This window comes from Pseudoduganella sp. R-43 (assembly GCF_049913255.1).
GTDB lineage: Bacteria > Pseudomonadota > Gammaproteobacteria > Burkholderiales > Burkholderiaceae_D > Rugamonas.
Genome location: NZ_CP183988.1, coordinates 6376982 through 6393861, shown reverse-complemented (window position 1 = coordinate 6393861; position 16880 = coordinate 6376982). Strand labels below are relative to the sequence as shown.

Below are 16880 nucleotides of genomic sequence, written 5' to 3'. Positions count from 1 at the left end.
TCATCCTGCCGGGGTAAAAGATTGGGTTGGCCGGTTCGGGGCGCCGGTTTCCTGCACCGCTGTCGCCGCCAGCAGGCCCGCCACCTGCTCCAGCGCGGGCGGCGTGGCGCCTGGCGCGGTGCAGGCTGCGGCGCCGGCAGCGACGGCGAAACGCAGGTGTTCGCCGCCATCGCGCTCGGGATGGCGCAGCAGGCTGTAGACCAGGGCCCCGATGCTTGCGTCGCCGGCGCCGACGGTGTCGGCCACAGTCACGGCGGGCGGCTTGGCATGCCAGCTACTGTCTTTCTTGAGCAGGGTGGCGCCTTGCGCACCCTGGGTGTACAGGATGGTGGCGCCGGGATTGAGCGTGCGCATGGCAGCCAGCGAGGCCGCGCTGTCGTTATGGCGGAACAGTCCGTGCAGGTCTTCGTCGGATACCTTGATCACGTCGGCCAGGGTGGTCATGCGGCGCAGCGTGGCGTCGTAGCGCTGGTCCATCAGGCTGCGGAAATTAGGGTCGTAGCTGATCGACACACCCTGCGCCTTCAGTTCGGCCGCCAGCGCCACCAGCTTGCCGGCCAGCGGTTCGCGCGCCAGGCTGATGCCGCCGAAATGCACCCAGCGTGCAGCGGCCTGCCATCCGGCCGGCAGTTGCGCCGCGTCGAAATGCAGGTCGGCGCTGTCGTCGCCTACGAAGAAATAGCGCGGCGGGTCCAGTTCGTGCACTACGGCCAGCAGCGGCGAGCGGTCCAGCTGCTGCAGGAAGCGGCGATCCAGGCCGGCCGCCTCACTGGCTGTGGCCAGCGCCGCGCCGAATACGTCGCGACTGACGGCACCGGCAAAGGCGCTGGGCATGCCGAGGCGGGCCACCACGCGCGCCACGTTCCAGGTCGAACCGCCCACCTGGCTGGTCCAACCGTGAGGGCCGCTGCGCAGCAGGTCGGTCAGCGCTTCGCCGGCGGCGACGAAGTGGGGCAGTGCGCTCATGGCGCCGCCTCCAGTGCGCCCAGCACTTCATAGCAGGCGCCCATGGTGTGGTAATCGGTCTTGCCGGCCGGGCTCTTTTCCGTGCTTTGCTTGACGTTGTCGCGGCTGAGCAAGCGGTACCACGCGCCGTGCTCGTGGTCGACCATGTGGCGCCAGCTGTAGTCCCAGATCCTGTCGTACCAGTCCCAGTAGCTGGTGTCGTCGGTCCGGGCGCCCAGCACTGCTGCTGCGGCCAGGCTTTCCGCCTGCACCCAAAAGTACTTGTCGCCGTCGCAGATTTCGCCATCCGGGCCGAAACCGTAGACGATGCCGCCATGCTGCGTGTCCCAGGCCCGCTCCAGCGCGACCTGGAACAATTGCCTGGCGCGCGGCAGCAGCCAGTCGCCTGGGCCGGCCAGTTGCGGCGCTTCGCGCTCCAGCAGCAACAACAGCTTGGCCCACTCGGTAAAGTGACCCGGCTGGTAGCCCCAGGGGCGGAAGATATTGCTCTTGTCGTGGCGGTTGTAGTCCCAGTCCACCGACCAGTCTTCGCGGTAGTGCTCCCAGATAAAGCCGCCGGCCAGGCCGGCCTGGCGCTGCGTGATATTGCGCGCCACGGTTTCGGCGCGGTGCAGGTAGCGCAGTTCGCCGGTGGCCGAATAAGCCGCCAGCAGCGCCTCGCACGCGTGCATATTGGCGTTCTGGCCGCGATACGGATCGAGCACCGACCAGTCGGCGCTGGCCTGGTCGGCGTACAGGCCGTGCTGCGGCTGCCAGAAGCGGCGCTCCATCAGCGCGAAAGTCTCTTCGATATGGGGCCGCGCTTCCGCCACGCCGGCCATGCTGGCATGGGCATAGGCCAGCAGCACGAAGGCCAGGCCGTAGCAATGGTTGTCGCTGTCGATGATGCGCTTGCGGCCATCCTGCCATTCCAGCTGCCAGGCATAGCCGCCGGTCTGCGGATCGCGCTGCACGTCGCGCAGGAAAGCCAGGCCATGGCGCAGCGCCTGCAGGTATGCGGGGTCGCCGAAGTGTCGGTAGGCCATGGCGTAGTTGAAGATGAAGCGGGTGCTGCTGACCAGGTGGCGCGTGCTGCGGTCGTACACCGTGCCGTCGTCGAGGAAGAAATGATAGAAGCCGCCGCTCGGATCGATGCAGCGCGGATGGTAGAAGCCCATGGTGTGGCGGATATGGGCCAGCAGCATTGGGCGCGAACGGAACGGCACGGGTTTATAAGGCATGGTGGTCGGCGTCTGGATGGGCCGCCTGCTGCCAGGCGGCGATACGGTAACGGGTGTGCCATGGCGTGGCGGGATCGAGCGCAATGCCGGTGCGGTCGGCCAGCGGATGGCCGGGCGGCGCCTTGGCTACGCGGCCCAGGTCGAACAGGCTGTTGACCGGTTCCGCGCCGAGCGCCAGATGGCGGCCCTGCCAGGGAAAACGCTGGCGCCCGCCGTTGCTGACCCACAGCATCAGGTCGGGCAATTGCGCGGTGTCCCACCACAGGCCGACGCAGGCATCGTAATCGAGGTAATGCAGGGCGAACGGCGGCGCGCCTTCCTTGGCGCTTTGCACGGCACGCGCCTGCAGCAATTCTTCAAACACGCCGTGTGCCGGCAATCGCGCCAGGTCGAGCGGGCCGTCGATGCCGGCCAGCGCCGACAGGTCCGCCGAACAGGTGTCGGGCTGCAGCCGCGTCACCGAATCGCTGGCTAGGGCGGGGTAGCTGTGGATGCCGTCGTGGCGGCCCAGCATGACGCGTACGCGCTGCGCCGCCGGCGGCAGTCTGAATGTGGGGTGCAGTCCGAGCGGCAGCCGGGCCGGGCGCCGCGCCCATACCGTCAGCCCGATATCGATGGCCGCCGCGTGCGGGTCGGCGCAGATTTCGCGCTCCACGCGCGCCACTGCGGCGCCGGGCGGAAAGTCGAGCGCCAGCCGTACCCGGCCGGCATCGGCATGCAGGCATTGCCAGCGGTGGTTGGCGGCATAGCCATGATGCCAGCTGTCGTCGGCCGGCTGCACCCGCCAGCCGGGCGGCAGCGCGGGCGGCTGGTCGGCGCGGCCGAAAGGAATGCAGGGCCATTCGCCGCGCAGGCGGCGCAGCACGCCGGGCAGGGCGCTGGCGCGCGTCAGCCCGGACCAGGGCGCCACGTGCATGACGTCCAGCTCGCGTTCATCGTCGAGGCGGAACTGCAGCGGCCCTAGCATGCCGCCCAGGGCCTGGATTTCGGCGCTGCCGTGGGCCCAGCACAGGCGCCACGGGCCGCGCGTGGTGCGCACGAAGTGGTCAGCGCTGGACATCCAGCCTCCCGCCGCGCACGGCCTCCACCTGCGCCACGCTGGCCAGGTTGAAGTCGCCCGCGATGCTGTGCTTGGCGACGGCCGCTGCCAGCGCGAATTCCAGCGCTTCGCTGTCGCTCCAGCCGCTGTGCAAACCATGCAGCATGCCTGCGGCAAATGCGTCGCCGCCGCCGATGCGGTCGACAATGCCGTGCATGGCGTAGCTGCCGGCCTGCAGCGCGCCCTGGCGCGTGTGCAGCGTGGCCGACAGGGTATGCTGGTCGACGCTGTCCTGCGCCCTTTGCGTGGCCGCCAGCCGCTGCAATTGCGGGAAGGCGGCGAAGCAGGCGGCAATGGCTTCCTCGGCGCGTCCTTGCTGCGCCAGCCCAGGTTCGCCGAGCAGCAGGGCGATGTCGCGCGGCCCGGCAAACGCCAGGTCGGCTTGCGCCAGCAGGGTGCGCAGCACGCCGGCGCCGTCGCTGCCGCGCGCGGCCCACAACGAGGCGCGGTAATTGCCGTCGTAGGACACCTGCACGCCGCATGCGCGCGCCGCCGTCATCGCGTCCAGCACGGCTTGCGCCGCCTGTTCGCCGACGGCTGGCGAAACGCCCGACACGTGCAGCCAGGCCGCGCCATCAAGCAGCTCCGCCCAGTCGTAAGCCGCTGGATCGGCCAGCGCAAAAGCGGAGCCGGCGCGGTCGTACACGATTTCGGATGGGCGCATGACGGCGCCCGGCGTGAGGAAATACAGGCCCATGCGGCCCGGCTCGAAACGCAGCCCGTCCACCGCCACGCCGTGCATGCGCAACTGGTCGCGCGCGGCCCAGCCAAGTGCGTTGTCCGGCAGGGTGCTGGCCATGGCAGCCGGCTGGCCGAAGCGCGCCAGCGAGACGGCGACATTGGCTTCCGCCCCGCCTATGCAGGTGTCGAGTTGCGGCGTTTGCAGCAGCAGTTGTCCGGCCGGCGAGGACAGGCGCAGCAGCATTTCGCCAAAGCAGACGATGCGGCCCTTCATCGCGCCAGCCATCCGCCATCGACCGGCAATACGATGCCGTGCACGTAGTCGCTGGCGCGGCTGGCCAGGAATACGGCGGCGCCGGCCAGGTCGCCCGGCTGGCCCCAGCGGCCGGCCGGGATGCGCGCCAGGATCGCCGGCGCGCGCTGCGGGTCGTCGCGCAGCGGCGCGGTGTTATTGGTTTCAAAGTAGCCCGGCGCCAGCGCATTGACGTTGATGCCGCACGCCGCCCATTCGTTGGCCAGGGCGCGTGTCAGGCCGGCGATGGCGCTCTTGCTGGCGGCGTAGGCCGGCACCCGCAAGCCGCCCTGGAAGGACAGCATGGAGGCGATGTTGATGATCTTGCCGGAACCCTGGCCGGCCATATGGCGCGCCGCCGCCTGCGCCAGGAAGAAGGGCGCCTTGAGGTTGGTGTCGACCACGCGGTCCCAGTCCTCTTCGCTCACATCCAGGCTGTCGGCACGCTGGATGGTGCCGGCATTGTTGACCAGGATGTCGAGCCTGCCCTGCCAGGCATAGGCCGCATCGGCCACCTGCCGCATGGCGGCGCCATCGGCGGCAAAATCTGCCTGCAGGAACAGGAAGCGGCGGCCGGTTGCCGCCACGCGCGCCGCGGTATCGTCGGCGGCGCTGCGGCCGGCAGCCACGATGTCGGCGCCGGCGGCCGCCAGCGCCACGGCAATTGCCTGGCCCAGGCCCGTGTTGGCGCCGGTTACCAGCGCCACCTGGCCGCTCAGGTTGAACAAGTAAGGCATGGCGCGTCCTTTATTTCAATTGGCAGATATCGACTGCCTGCATGTCGGTGTAGTCGAGGTTCTCGCCGCCCATGGCCCAGATGAAGGCATAGTTCGAGGTGCCGGAACCCATATGGATCGACCATGGCGGCGACACTACGGCTTCCTCGTTGGCCACCACGATGTGGCGCGCGCTGTCCGGTTCGCCCATGAAGTGAAACACGCGTTCGGATGGCGGCAGGCTGAAATAGAAGTACACCTCGGAGCGGCGCTCATGCAGGTGGGGCGGCATGGTGTTCCACACGCTGCCGGTCTGCAGCACCGTCAGGCCAAGCAGTAGTTGGGCCGACTGGCAGACGCCGGGCACCACATACTGGTAAATGGTGCGCGCATTCGAAGTTTCCGGGCTGCCGCGTTCCAGCGGCACCGCCTGGGCGTGGGTGATCTTGGTGAGTTCGAAGCGCTGGTGGGCCGGCGTCGACACCAGGTAGAAGCGGGCCGGGTTGGCCGGATCGTCGGAAGCGAAGCTGACGTCGCCTGCGCCCATCGGCACATACAGGCCGTCGCGCGGCGCCAGCGAAATGACTTGGCCGTCGACCGTGACGCGGCCGGCGCCGTCCGCCACGTTGATGATGCCCAGTTCGCGCCGCGCCAGGAAAGGCTGGCCTGCGGCGGCGGCAGGTTCGGTCTGGCGCGGCAGCGCCAGTTCGCTGTGCACCGGCGCCGCCCCGCCGATCACGAAGCGCTCGTGATGGCAGTAATTGAGCCGGAGCTGGCCTGGCTGGAACAAGCCGTCGACCAGGTAGCGCTCGCGCAACTGCTCGTTGCTGGCGCCGGCCATCATGTCAGGGTGGGTCGCGTGGTAGCACTTTTCGAACATTAACCGCCTCCATTTCTGTTATCGATAACAAGTATATGCGCTCCGGCGCGGCGGATTTATGCCAGATTCATATAGCTCTGATGCATTTTTTTATTGTTCCGGGTCTACTTCTTTCAGTAGCATGTAAAAAACGCGCCAAAAACCCAGCCATTGCATTCGTCAAAGCGCGTTATCGATAACACTAAACTTAGAATGACTAAGTCATCGGAGGAGACCAAGTGTTGACGTACCTGACCCGGCGCCTTGCCTGCGCCAGCCTTGCCCTGTTGTTGCCAGCCGCCGCCCTGGCTGCCGATCGCCTGCAGGTGTTCCCTTTCCCGCAGCCGCTGCGCTACTCGCACCATAACGACGATTTCACGGTGCGCGTGCGCACCCCGGGCGGCGTGTGGCAGGACCTGTATGAATACCGCGCCAAAGTGGACCTGGACAAGCAGCAGGACGCCTCCATGGTCTACTTCAATTTCGACGGCGCGGTGGAAGTGGCGGTGCAGAAGAACAACGGCAACTTTGCCAAAGTGGCCGTGCGGCCCGCAGGGCGCGGCATCAAGCCTGTGGTACGCGACGGCATTGCCTACTTCACCATGCAGCGGCCGGAAAACCTCAGCGTGGAATTCGACGACGACCGCCTGCACAACCTGCACGTCTTCACCCATGCCATCCGCAAGGACATGCCGGCGCAGCAGGCGGCCCTGGACAGCTACAGCATCACCCAGGGTAAGATGCCCGACTTCACCCAGCCGGTGGTAGTTTTCGGACCAGGTATCCACAGCGGCGAGTTTCGCCTGCGTTCCAACAGCACGGTCTATATCGACGGCTCCGCCTTCCTGAAAAGCCCCCTGCTCATCGATGGCGTGGAAAACGTAAAAGTGATCAGCGATGGCGTATTCGACGGCGTCGACATGGTCGCCATCCGTAACTCGAAAAACGTCAGCATCGACGGCCCGATCTTCATCAACCAGCCGCACGGCACCATGCGCTGCATCACCTCGCAGGACATCGAGGAAAAAAGCATCCGCAGCATCGGCGCCGGCCAATGGTCCGATGGCCTGGGACACTTCGCCTGCGAACGGGTGCGCATCTCCGACAGCTTCATCCGCACTTCGGACGACTGCATCACGCTGTATAACCACCGCTGGGACATCTGGGGCAATACACGCGACGTGACGGTGACCGATTCCACCCTGTGGGCCGACGTGGCCCACGCCGTGATGATCGGCATCCACGGCAATACGCCGACGCCTGCCCATCCCGAACCCGAAGTCCTGGAGCGCATCCGCTTCAGCAATATCGATATCCTCGAGCACGACGAGGATGAACCCGAGTACGAAGGCGCCATCGGCATCATGGCCGGCGACGACAACCTGGTGCGCGACGTGGTGTTCGAGGACATCCGCGTCGACCGCATCGAAGAAGGCAAGCTGTTCAACCTGCACATTGCCTATACACCCAAGTACAACACCAGTCCCGGGCGTGGCATCGAAAACGTCACGCTTCGCAATATCAGTTACACCGGCAAGGGCTCGCCCAGCGCGTCCGTCATCTACGGCTACGATCCCGGCCGCCAGGTGCGCAACATCGTCATCGACAACGTGACGGTAGCCGGCAAGCGTCTTACCGGCGCCGCTCCCAACTTGCTGGATATTGGCCCACACGCCAGCGGAGTGACCTTCCGCTGACAGTCTTCGAAATCAGTATTACAAAAATATATACCTGGAGGAGATGGAGAATGAATCAGCAGCAGATCAAGATGTCCCTCAAGCTGTCCGGCGTTGCGCTGGCAGTGATGCAAGCCTTCGCGCCGCAAGCCATGGCGCAGGAAAAGGCGTCCGATGAGAACACCGTGGTGGTGACCGGCATCCGTGCCAGCGCCCGCAGTTCCGTGGCAATCAAGCGCGATACGATGGAAGTGGTCGACTCGATCACTGCCGACGATATCGGCAAGCTGCCCGACCCGAACGTGGGCGAAACGCTGACCCGCATTCCCGGCGTGCAGGCTTACCGCTTTGGCGGCGAAGCTTCGGCCCCATTCGGCGGCTTCGGCTCCGGCGTGACCATCCGCGGCCTGGGCTACACCGCGTTCCAGACCAACGGCCGCTCGTACTTCAGCGCCGGCAGCCGCGAATACAACGTCGAAGCTGCGGTCCCTGCGATGGTGGCCGGCATCGACGTATACAAGAACCCTTCGGCGGAGCACATCGAAGGCGGCATTGGCGGCCTGGTGAACGTGCGTACCCGCAACCCGAGCGACTTCAAGAACCTGACCGTATCGCTGGGCGTGAATTACCGCGAAAACTCGCTGGCCAAGAAAGCCGATCCGGAACTCTTCGGCCTGATCGCCAACCGCTTCGACCTGGGCGGCGGCAGCCGCATCGGCGTGCTGGCAGCAGCGACCTACCAGAAAAGCACCACGCGCAATGACAACAACCCGGCCGGCGGCCGCGGCCCGAACCTGAAGCGCGCCATCCGCGCCGACAGCGCCGAATACGCCACCATGGCGGCTGCCAATACCGCGAATGCGACCAACCAGCCGATGTCGGCCTACGTCGGCCGCAACGACATCAGCTACCTGGCCAATGTACCGACCACCAGCGCCCAGACGCCGAACCTGGCGGGCCTGACCGCCGCCCAGCAAGACAGTGTGATGATCGCTCCGTGGGTGAACACCAACGTGTTCCAGGAAACCATCATGCGCGAGCGCAAAGGCCTGAACCTGGCGGCGGACTACCGCGTCAGCAACACCCTGCGTTTCTACACCGAGGCGAATTATTACTCCTTCCTGTACCACCAGAACTACCGCGGCCTGAACTCGAACGACGGCGCGAACGTGCAGAACCTGCAGACCACCCCGTTCAACTACGACGAGAACCTGGCTAACCGCAACAGCAACGGCGGCAGCAACGACACCATCGTCAACAAGCGCCTGCTGAGCGGCAGTTTCCTCAATTCGACCATGACCACCATCGGCGGCGACGAGCACACGCCGTGGGAAACCATGATCGGCGCCATCGGCGTCGAGTGGAGTCCGACCTCGCGCCTGTCGCTGAAGGCCGACGCCAACTACATCAGGTCCGACAAGAAGAGCGACAACCGCTCGATTCGACTGGACTCTGCGGCCGGCCTGCAATGGACCACCAACCGCGTCGCCGACGGCGCGCCGCATCCGTTGACGTTCACCGGCCCAAGCTTGAGCGATCCGCAGAACTTCGTGTTCAAGGATTACGGCAACGGCCAGAACTACCACAACAAGGATAACGGCTTCGCGGTCGCGCTGTCCGGTTCCTATGCCATGGACGGCATGTTCAACAAGCTGCGCTTCGGTGCGCGCCACGCCTACCAGCACGACTTCTTCCAGAACTACGGCTTCAGCAAGTTCCTGACCACCGACGGCAAGGACGTCAACGCCACTCGTTCCAATGCGCTGTCGGCCAGCACCCTGGCCGGCAACCTGGAGCAGGCGCCGACCAACTTCATGAACGGCCAAGCCGGCTACAGCGGCGGTTACCTGGTCTACATCCCGGACGCCCTGCTGGGCGACCAGGTGCGCACGGCATTCCCGAACGCCGGCATCCTGCCGCAGGATTCCTATGTTGAAAACCAGGGTGCGCGCAGCATCTTCGGCGAGCACGACTCGGCGGCCTACCTGGTTGGCGACTTCACCGCGTTCAACGACCGCATCAAGGGTAACGTCGGTGTGCGTCTGGTGCGCACCAACACCACGGCAACGGCCCGCGCCACCGATACCCGCACCGGCCAACTGGTGGACGTCGTGAAGAATTCCACCTACAACAATGTGCTGCCGACCTTTAACATGACCTACGACCTGGCGCAGGACACCCTGCTGCGCCTCGGCGCAGGCCGCGGCATGACCCGTCCGGGGCTGGGCGACCTGAATCCTGTGATCAGCGTCAACACCACCACCGGTACCGGCAGCATCGGCAATACGCAACTGAAGCCACTGGTGGCCGACAGCTTCGACATCTCGCTCGAACATTACTTCAACAAGACCAACTACGCCTCGCTTGCCCTGTTCGACAAGGAGATCAAGGACTTCCCGAACGGGATCAATTCCTGCGAAACCCTGAGCAACGCCCCGGCTTATTCCGGCGCCATCGCGAATGGCTGCTCGGACGGGCAGTACCTGGTGACCAAGAAGGTCAACTCCGAAAAAGGCTATGCACGCGGCTTGGAAGTGGCGGGCCAGTACTTCTTCGATTCCAGCTACGGCTTCCTGAACAACTTCGGCGTGTCCGGTTCCTACAGCTACGTCAAGACCTCCAACCCGGTCAACTTCGGCAGCGCCGCCGCGCCAAAGATCGTCGAAACCATGCAGCCGTTCGTCTCCAAGAACAATGTCAGCGTGTCCGGCATGTATGAGGACGACAAGTTGTCGGCCCGCCTGGTCTATACCTGGCGCTCGCCGTCGGTGCTGTTCAACGTCGACCCGTTCCCGATCTGGGCCCGCTACATCAAGTCCTACGGATTGCTGGATGGTTCGATCAGCTACCAGGTTGCGCCAAGCCTGACGTTGCGCTTCAACGCCTCGAACATCCTCAACAAGGCGGCTAACCGCGCCCTTGGCGAGCCAGGTTCGACCCAGGTGCCGATCGAGTACCAGCACTTCTACAACGGCCGCACCTTCAGCCTTGGCCTGAGCTACAAGTTCGGCGGCTAAGCTTTGTTTTCTCCGGTGCCATCCCAGCACCTTGATGCCGGACTTCGCCCTGAATGGCGTGGTCCGGCGTTTTTTAAAGGAAGCATGCAGTGAGTATTCGTTATATCTTCGCCGCCCTTGCCATGGCAGCCGCATTCGGCTGCGCAGCGGCCACCCCGGAATGGGAACAGCCAGGAGTAGTTGCGCTCAATCGCGAGCCGATGAAGGCGACGTTCTTCAATTTCGAGAGCGTGGAAAAGGCAGTGGCGGGCGATATGGCGGCATCGCAGTATTACCGTTCGCTGGACGGCACCTGGTCGTTCGCCTACACGCAGGGAACCGACAAGCGCCCGGTGGACTTTTACAAGCCCGGTTACGACATCAGCAGCTGGAAGACCATCCAGGTTCCGGGCATGATGCAGGCGCAAGGCTACGGCAAGCCCATTTTCACCAATATCAAATACCCTTTCCCGGCCAACCAGCCCTTCATTCCGCATGACCTGAACGAAGTAGGATCCTACCGGCGCGATTTCGAGGTGCCGGCAGGCTGGCAGGAACGCGACGTATTCCTGCACATCGGCGCCGCGGGTGCGGCTTATTACATCTGGATCAACGGCGAAAAAGTCGGCTACTCGGAAGACTCCAAGCTGCCGTCCGAATTCAACATCGGCAAATTCGTGCGCGCCGGCCGCAACACCATCGCGATCGAACTGTATCGCTGGGCAGACGGCTCCTACCTGGAGGACCAGGATTTCTGGCGGGTGTCCGGCATCGAACGCAGCGTCTACATCTATGCCGAGCCGAAGGCGCGCCTGCGCGATTTCACGGTCACTGCCGCACTGGACAAGGCCCACTACCGCGACGGCATCTTTGCGCTGGAAGCCGCCATGGCGGGCCTGCCTGCCGGCGGCAGCATCGTCGCCACCATTTATGATGGCGCCAGGAGCGTCTGGAGCGCGGCCGCCGCGATCACTGCCGGTCAGGTTCCTGCGCTGCGCGCCACGCTGCCCAACGTGAAAGCCTGGTCGGCCGAAACGCCAAACCTGTACCGCCTGCAGCTGGAATACCGCGATGCAGGCGGCAAGCTGTTGTCCGCCACTTCGCGCAAGATCGGCTTCCGCACGGTCGAAGTGGCGCAGAGCGAGGTCCGCGTGAACGGCAAGCGCGTGATGATCAAGGGCATGAACCGCCACGAGCACGACCCGGATACTTACCGCGTAATGTCGCTGGAATCGATGAGGCGCGACATGGAGCTGATGAAGCGCGCCAACATCAACGCCGTGCGCACCTCGCATTACCCGAACGACCCGCGCTGGTACGAACTGGCCGACGAATACGGCATGTACGTGATGGACGAAGCCAATATCGAGTCGCATGAATACATGCAGAAGGGTGACGCCGCAACCGATCCCGCGACGCGCGCCGCAACCCAGCTGGGCTACCTGGAAAGCTGGAAGGACGCCCACCTGGACCGCGTCTCGCGCATGGTCGAGCGTGACAAGAACCATCCATCGATCATCTTCTGGTCGCTCGGCAACGAGGCCGGCACCGGCATGAACTTCGAGCAGGCCGCCGCATGGATCCGCCAGCGCGATCCGAGCCGCCTGATAAGCTACCTGGGCCACGGCACCCTTGGCGAGGAGCACCTGCCGAACGCCTACGTCGACATCTACGCGCCGATGTACGACGATATCGACAAGATAGCCGGCTATGCGCGCGATCCACGCTACCTGCAGCCGATGATCCAATGCGAATATGCCCACGCCATGGGCAACTCGCTCGGCAACCTGGAAGACTACTGGAAGGTGATCCGCTCGTACCGCAAGCTGCAGGGCGGCTTCGTGTGGGACTGGGTCGACCAGGGCGTGCGCGCCAAGGATGCGCAAGGCCGCGAATACTGGGCCTCCGGCTTCGACCTCAATCCTGAACGCGGCGACAACAGCGTGGTAGGCGACGGCGTGGTCACGGCCGACCGCGCGCCGCAGCCCGAATACTACGAACTGCAGAAAGTGTATTCGCCCGTCGTCTTCGAAGGCGACCCGCGTAGCGGCAAGCTGTCGGTAGTGAACCGCTACGACTTTCGCGACCTGTCCGGCTTCGACTTCGACTGGATGTTGGCGCGCGACGGCGAGCAGATCGCCACAGGCAAGCTGGAAGGTGTGAATGCGCCCGCCGGCGCTACCCGCAGCTTCGCCTTCAAGCTGCCATCGGCCGCGCCGCAAGGAGGAGAGCTGGTCCTGACCCTGCGCGCAAAGGTGAGGGAAGGTGCGGTCCCGGGTGTCGAGGCAGGAACAATCCTCGGCTGGAGCCAGTTCATCGTTGCCTCCGCGCCGGCCGCCAAGGCGCCATCCGGCAAGTTTATCGCTCCGCAGCGCAGCGCCGGTTCGATTACCCTGGCTGCCGCCAATGCAAAGCTGGAGATCGACACCAGTACCGGCCTGGTAAACTACAGCGCCAACGGACAGCTGCTACTGAATGGCGGCATGCCGAACTTCTGGCGCGGCGCGACCGACAATGACGAAGGCACGGGTGCCGAACAGCGCCAGAAGATATGGCAGCATTTCACCGAGCAGCGCCAAGTTCGCGCGATCGAAGCGGGCCATGACTTCGTCAAGGTGCAACACGCGTTCGGCGCCGGCGCAGCGGAATGGGAAAGCGCCTACCGCATGGCGCCGGACGGCAAGCTGCAGGTGGAAGCTGCCTTTACCCCGCTGCGCGACGACCTGCCGGAACCAATGCGCATCGGCATGCGTTTCAACCATAGCGCCGCGCTGGACACTGTAACCTGGTATGGCCGCGGCCCGCGCGAATCCTACGCCGACCGCCTGACCGGCGCCGCTCTTGGCCGTTACAGCGGCAAGGTCGCCGATCAATACTATGCAGGCTATATGCGTCCGCAGGAAAGCGGCAACAAGACCGGCGTGCGCTGGCTCTCGCTGACCGATGCCGACGGTGCAGGCATCCGCGTAGCGGGCCCCGTACCGCTGTCGATGAACGCGTTGGCCTTCCCCTACGAAGACCTTTACCTGCGCCCGCGCGGCGAGCGCCATAACACCGACATCGCGCCGCATGGCGATGGCAGCTTGCTGGTGGACCTTGCGCAGGCAGGCGTGGGCGGCGATACCGGCTGGAGTCCGGATGGCTGGCCGCTGGCGCGCTATCGCATCAAACTGCAGCCGGCGCGCTACAGTTTCACCATTTCCCCCACTGCGGCCAAGCCGGTGGCGAAGGCCCTGGCGCCGGACTACAGCAACCCGATCCTGCACGCCGACTATTCCGACCCGGACGTGATCCGTGTCGGCGACACTTACTACATGACCGCGTCCAGTTTCAACAACGCCCCCGGTTTGCCGCTGCTGGAGTCGCGCGACATGGTGCATTGGCAGCTGGTCGGCCACGCACTGCCGCAACTGGTGCCGGCCGCGCAGTTCGAGCGTCCCGCGCACGGCAAGGGCGTGTGGGCACCGGCGTTGCGGCATCACGATGGCAAGTTCTGGATTTTCTATCCCGACCCGGACCAGGGCGTGTACGTGATGACGGCACCTGATTTCCGCGGCCCATGGAGTGCGCCTACGCTACTGTTACCCGGCAAAGGCATCATTGATCCAGCGCCATTCTGGGACGACGACGGCAGCGCATGGCTGATGCACGCCTGGGCGCGCAGCCGCGCCGGCATCAACAACCTGCTGACGCTGCGCCGCATGGCGCCCGACGCCAGTCGCCTGCTGGACGACAAAGGCAGCGTCGCCATCGACGGCAGCAAGTTCACCGGCTACCACACGCTGGAAGGGCCCAAGCTGTACAAGCACCAGGGCTACTACTATGTCTTCGCCCCGGCTGGCGGCGTTGGGCAGGGCTGGCAATCGGTGTTCCGCTCGCGCAGCATCGCAGGACCGTATGAAGCGAAGATCGTGCTGGCCCAAGGGCGCACGGCCGTCAACGGCCCGCACCAGGGGGCATGGGTGCAGGCGGCGGATGGCAGCGACTGATTCTATCACTTCCAGGACAAGGGCGCCTATGGCCGCATCGTCCACCTGCAGCCGATGCGTTGGCAGGATGGTTGGCCGGTGATGGGCGAACAGCAGGATGGCAAAGGCATCGGCCAACCAGTCAGCAACTATCGCCAGCCGGTCACCGGCGCATTCAATGCCGTGGCCCCGGCCACCAGCGACAATTTCGACGGCCCGCAACTCGGCCTGCAATGGCAATGGAATGCCAACTGGCGCAGCGAGTGGTATTCGCTCCAGGCCCGCCCCGGCCACTTGCGCCTGTTCTCCCAGTTCGACGCCCAGGCCCAGCAACAGGGAAGCCTGTGGAACCGCGCCTCCCTGTTGATGCAGAAGCTTCCGGCCGAGCGCTTCACCGCCACTGCCAGCCTTGACCTGTCCGGCATGGCCGACGGCGACAGCAGCGGTTTGCTGATGTACGGCCTCGATTACGCCTGGATCGGCGTGCAGCGCAGCGGCGGCGCCAACCGCCTTGTATTGAAAACCTGCTTGAAGGCGATGGCCGGCTGCCGCGACGAAGAGCAGGCGGGCATCGAACTTCCTGCGCGCCGTGTCTACCTGCGCCTGCAGGTGACGGAAGGCGGCCGCACCGTTTTCAGCTACAGCCTGGACCAAAAGCGCTTCCAGGAAATCGGCATGCCATTCACCGCCACCGTGGGCCGCTGGGTCGGCGCCCGCATGGGCCTGTTCAGCGCAGCATCCAGCGCCCAGGGTGGCTACGTCGACATCGACGACTTTACTGTGTCTCTCTGACCGGCCAGGCACTCCCAGCCAGGCTAGTATTCGTGGCACGGGCGCCAGCCGCCCGTGCCATTTTTTTTCTTCCCTGCATCGTGCGCCGCTTTGCCGGGTGCGCCGTACAATGGCCGGATGAAAGCCAAGCCGGATGAGCAACGTCCCTCCACGCTGGATGAGTGCCGCCGCTGCGATTTATGGCGCAATGCCACGCAGCCTGTCGGCGGGCAGGGCGCGCGCCATGCAAAGCTGATGCTGGTCGGTGAGCAGCCGGGTGACCAGGAAGACCTGGCCGGCAAACCCTTCGTCGGCCCGGCAGGCGACCTGCTGGATGAGGCGCTGGAGGCAGCCGGCATCGACCGCCGCCAGGTTTACATCACCAACGCGGTCAAACACTTCAAATGGGAACCACGCGGCAAGCGCCGAATGCACAAGACGCCGGCGCAGAAGGAAGTCGCTGCTTGCCACTACTGGCTCGAAGCCGAACTGGAAAGCGTGGCGCCAGACATCATCGTCGCCCTTGGCGCTACTGCGCTGAAGTCTGTCCTGCAAAGCGGCAGCGTGGCGTTGAAAGACTATATGGGCCAGCCGGTAGAGCGGGGCGGCCGCTGGATCATCGCCACCTACCATCCCGCCTACGCGCTGCGCGTCCCCGGCAGCGAAGCCCGTGCCGCAGCGCGCCAGGCCATCATCGATGCACTGCTCGAAGCAAAGCGTCTGCTATAACCTAAGCTGAGAGCATCCGGCTCAGCGGAATCGTGGCTGCCGCCAGCAGCGTTTGCAGCGTAATCAGGGACGCCATCAGCCGCGCATCGCCGCCAAGTTGCCGCGCCATGATGTACGCGTTAGGGGCGGTCGGCAGCGCGCAGTAGAAGCAGGCCGCCAGCGATACGGGTTCGGACACGCCGAACGCCAGGCACACGCGCGATGCCACAAAGGGCAGCACCAGCAGCTTGAGAACGGAAGTAAAGGCCAGCGCCGCGGGCCGCAGGCCTTCCATGGAAAACACCAGGCCGCTCCCGACGCTGATCAGGCCAAGCGCGAGCGCCGACTTGCCGAGGATATCCAGTGTGTTCATCAACGGCGCCGGCAGGGCCAGCCCGCCAAGGCTGAAAACCATCCCCGCCAGTGTCGCCAGGATGATGGGATTGGTCGCCAGCGTCTTCGCCACTTTGCCCAGGTCCGCCTTGCTGCCGCTCCACCATGACAGGGCCAGGATCGAGACCACGTTCACCACCGGCAGGCATAAGGCCAGCGCCAGCATCACCAGCGCAGCTGTCTGCGGCTGGAAGAACAGGGCGGAGACCGCAATCCCGAAGTAGCTGTTCGGCCGCATCGCGCCCTGCACTACGGAGGAGCGGCTTGGGTCGGGCAACCCACGCCAGAACAGCAGCACCAGCAGGGCGATGCCGACCACGATAAAGGTCGGCAGCAGCGTCGCCAGCGCCAGTTCCTCCACCATGCGGCCGTGGAAGTCGAGCCGCGCTATACCGGTGAACAGCAGGGCAGGGAAGGCGATGAAATACGAGAACTTCTCGACCGAGGGAAAGAAATCGTCCGGCATCCAGCGGGACTGGCGGATCGCCACTCCCAGCATGATCAGCAGGAAGACCGGGATGATCGAGCCAAGCAT

At 65.0% G+C, this 16880-nt stretch carries 12 protein-coding genes; 5 read left to right on the top strand and 7 right to left on the bottom strand.

Annotation, left to right across the window (positions count from 1 at the left end):
• Genes ACN9M3_RS29255 through kduI form a run of 6 tightly spaced genes read right to left on the bottom strand, consistent with a single transcriptional unit; the run spans window position 1 to window position 5854 of the window.
• Window positions 1–966 carry a carbohydrate kinase family protein gene (locus ACN9M3_RS29255; protein WP_426165506.1) on the bottom strand — a complete coding sequence of 322 codons (966 nt, stop codon included), beginning with the start codon at window positions 964–966 and terminating at the stop codon, window positions 1–3.
• Window positions 963–2186 carry an AGE family epimerase/isomerase gene (locus ACN9M3_RS29250; protein ID WP_426165504.1) on the bottom strand — a complete coding sequence of 408 codons (1224 nt, stop codon included), beginning with the start codon at window positions 2184–2186 and terminating at the stop codon, window positions 963–965. Before ACN9M3_RS29250 ends, ACN9M3_RS29255 begins: the two co-directional genes overlap by 4 nt.
• Window positions 2176–3246, bottom strand: coding sequence for a hypothetical protein (locus tag ACN9M3_RS29245; RefSeq protein WP_426165502.1), 1071 nt, complete (start codon window positions 3244–3246; stop codon window positions 2176–2178). The genes ACN9M3_RS29250 and ACN9M3_RS29245 overlap by 11 nt, the downstream gene beginning before the upstream one ends.
• Entirely contained in the window at window positions 3233–4252 is a 1020-nt protein-coding gene (locus ACN9M3_RS29240) for a sugar kinase (protein ID WP_426165500.1), read from the bottom strand. The genes ACN9M3_RS29245 and ACN9M3_RS29240 overlap by 14 nt, the downstream gene beginning before the upstream one ends.
• On the bottom strand, window positions 4237–4995 hold the full coding sequence (gene kduD / locus ACN9M3_RS29235) for a 2-dehydro-3-deoxy-D-gluconate 5-dehydrogenase KduD (protein ID WP_426319455.1): 759 nt from the start codon (window positions 4993–4995) through the stop codon (window positions 4237–4239). Before kduD ends, ACN9M3_RS29240 begins: the two co-directional genes overlap by 16 nt.
• Window positions 4996–5005: 10 nt before the next feature.
• A complete protein-coding gene (gene kduI, locus ACN9M3_RS29230; RefSeq protein ID WP_426165495.1) occupies window positions 5006–5854 on the bottom strand; it encodes a 5-dehydro-4-deoxy-D-glucuronate isomerase in 849 nt (282 codons plus the stop codon).
• Window positions 5855–6075: 221 nt separating this feature from the next.
• On the opposite strand from kduI, the gene ACN9M3_RS29225 reads away from it, so the two are divergent.
• The 5 genes from ACN9M3_RS29225 (at window position 6076) to ACN9M3_RS29205 (ending at window position 15973) form a co-directional block, all read left to right on the top strand.
• Complete coding sequence (locus ACN9M3_RS29225; RefSeq protein ID WP_426319454.1) at window positions 6076–7530, top strand: hypothetical protein; 1455 nt, start codon at window positions 6076–6078, stop codon at window positions 7528–7530.
• Window positions 7531–7580: 50 nt separating this feature from the next.
• Complete coding sequence (locus tag ACN9M3_RS29220; RefSeq protein WP_426319453.1) at window positions 7581–10526, top strand: TonB-dependent receptor; 2946 nt, start codon at window positions 7581–7583, stop codon at window positions 10524–10526.
• Window positions 10527–10615: 89 nt separating this feature from the next.
• Window positions 10616–14494 (top strand): glycoside hydrolase family 2 TIM barrel-domain containing protein, encoded by a 3879-nt coding sequence (locus tag ACN9M3_RS29215; protein WP_426319452.1) that lies wholly within the window; start codon window positions 10616–10618, stop codon window positions 14492–14494.
• Window positions 14495–14575: 81 nt separating this feature from the next.
• A complete protein-coding gene (locus ACN9M3_RS29210; protein WP_426319451.1) occupies window positions 14576–15265 on the top strand; it encodes a hypothetical protein in 690 nt (229 codons plus the stop codon).
• Window positions 15266–15382: 117 nt separating this feature from the next.
• The gene (locus tag ACN9M3_RS29205; RefSeq protein ID WP_426165487.1) at window positions 15383–15973 is read left to right on the top strand and encodes a UdgX family uracil-DNA binding protein; all 591 of its coding nucleotides are present in this window, start codon (window positions 15383–15385) and stop codon (window positions 15971–15973) included.
• A gap of 1 nt (window position 15974) precedes the next feature.
• On the opposite strand, the gene ACN9M3_RS29200 is transcribed toward ACN9M3_RS29205, so the two are convergent.
• Entirely contained in the window at window positions 15975–16880 is a 906-nt protein-coding gene (locus tag ACN9M3_RS29200; RefSeq protein WP_426165485.1) for an AEC family transporter, read from the bottom strand.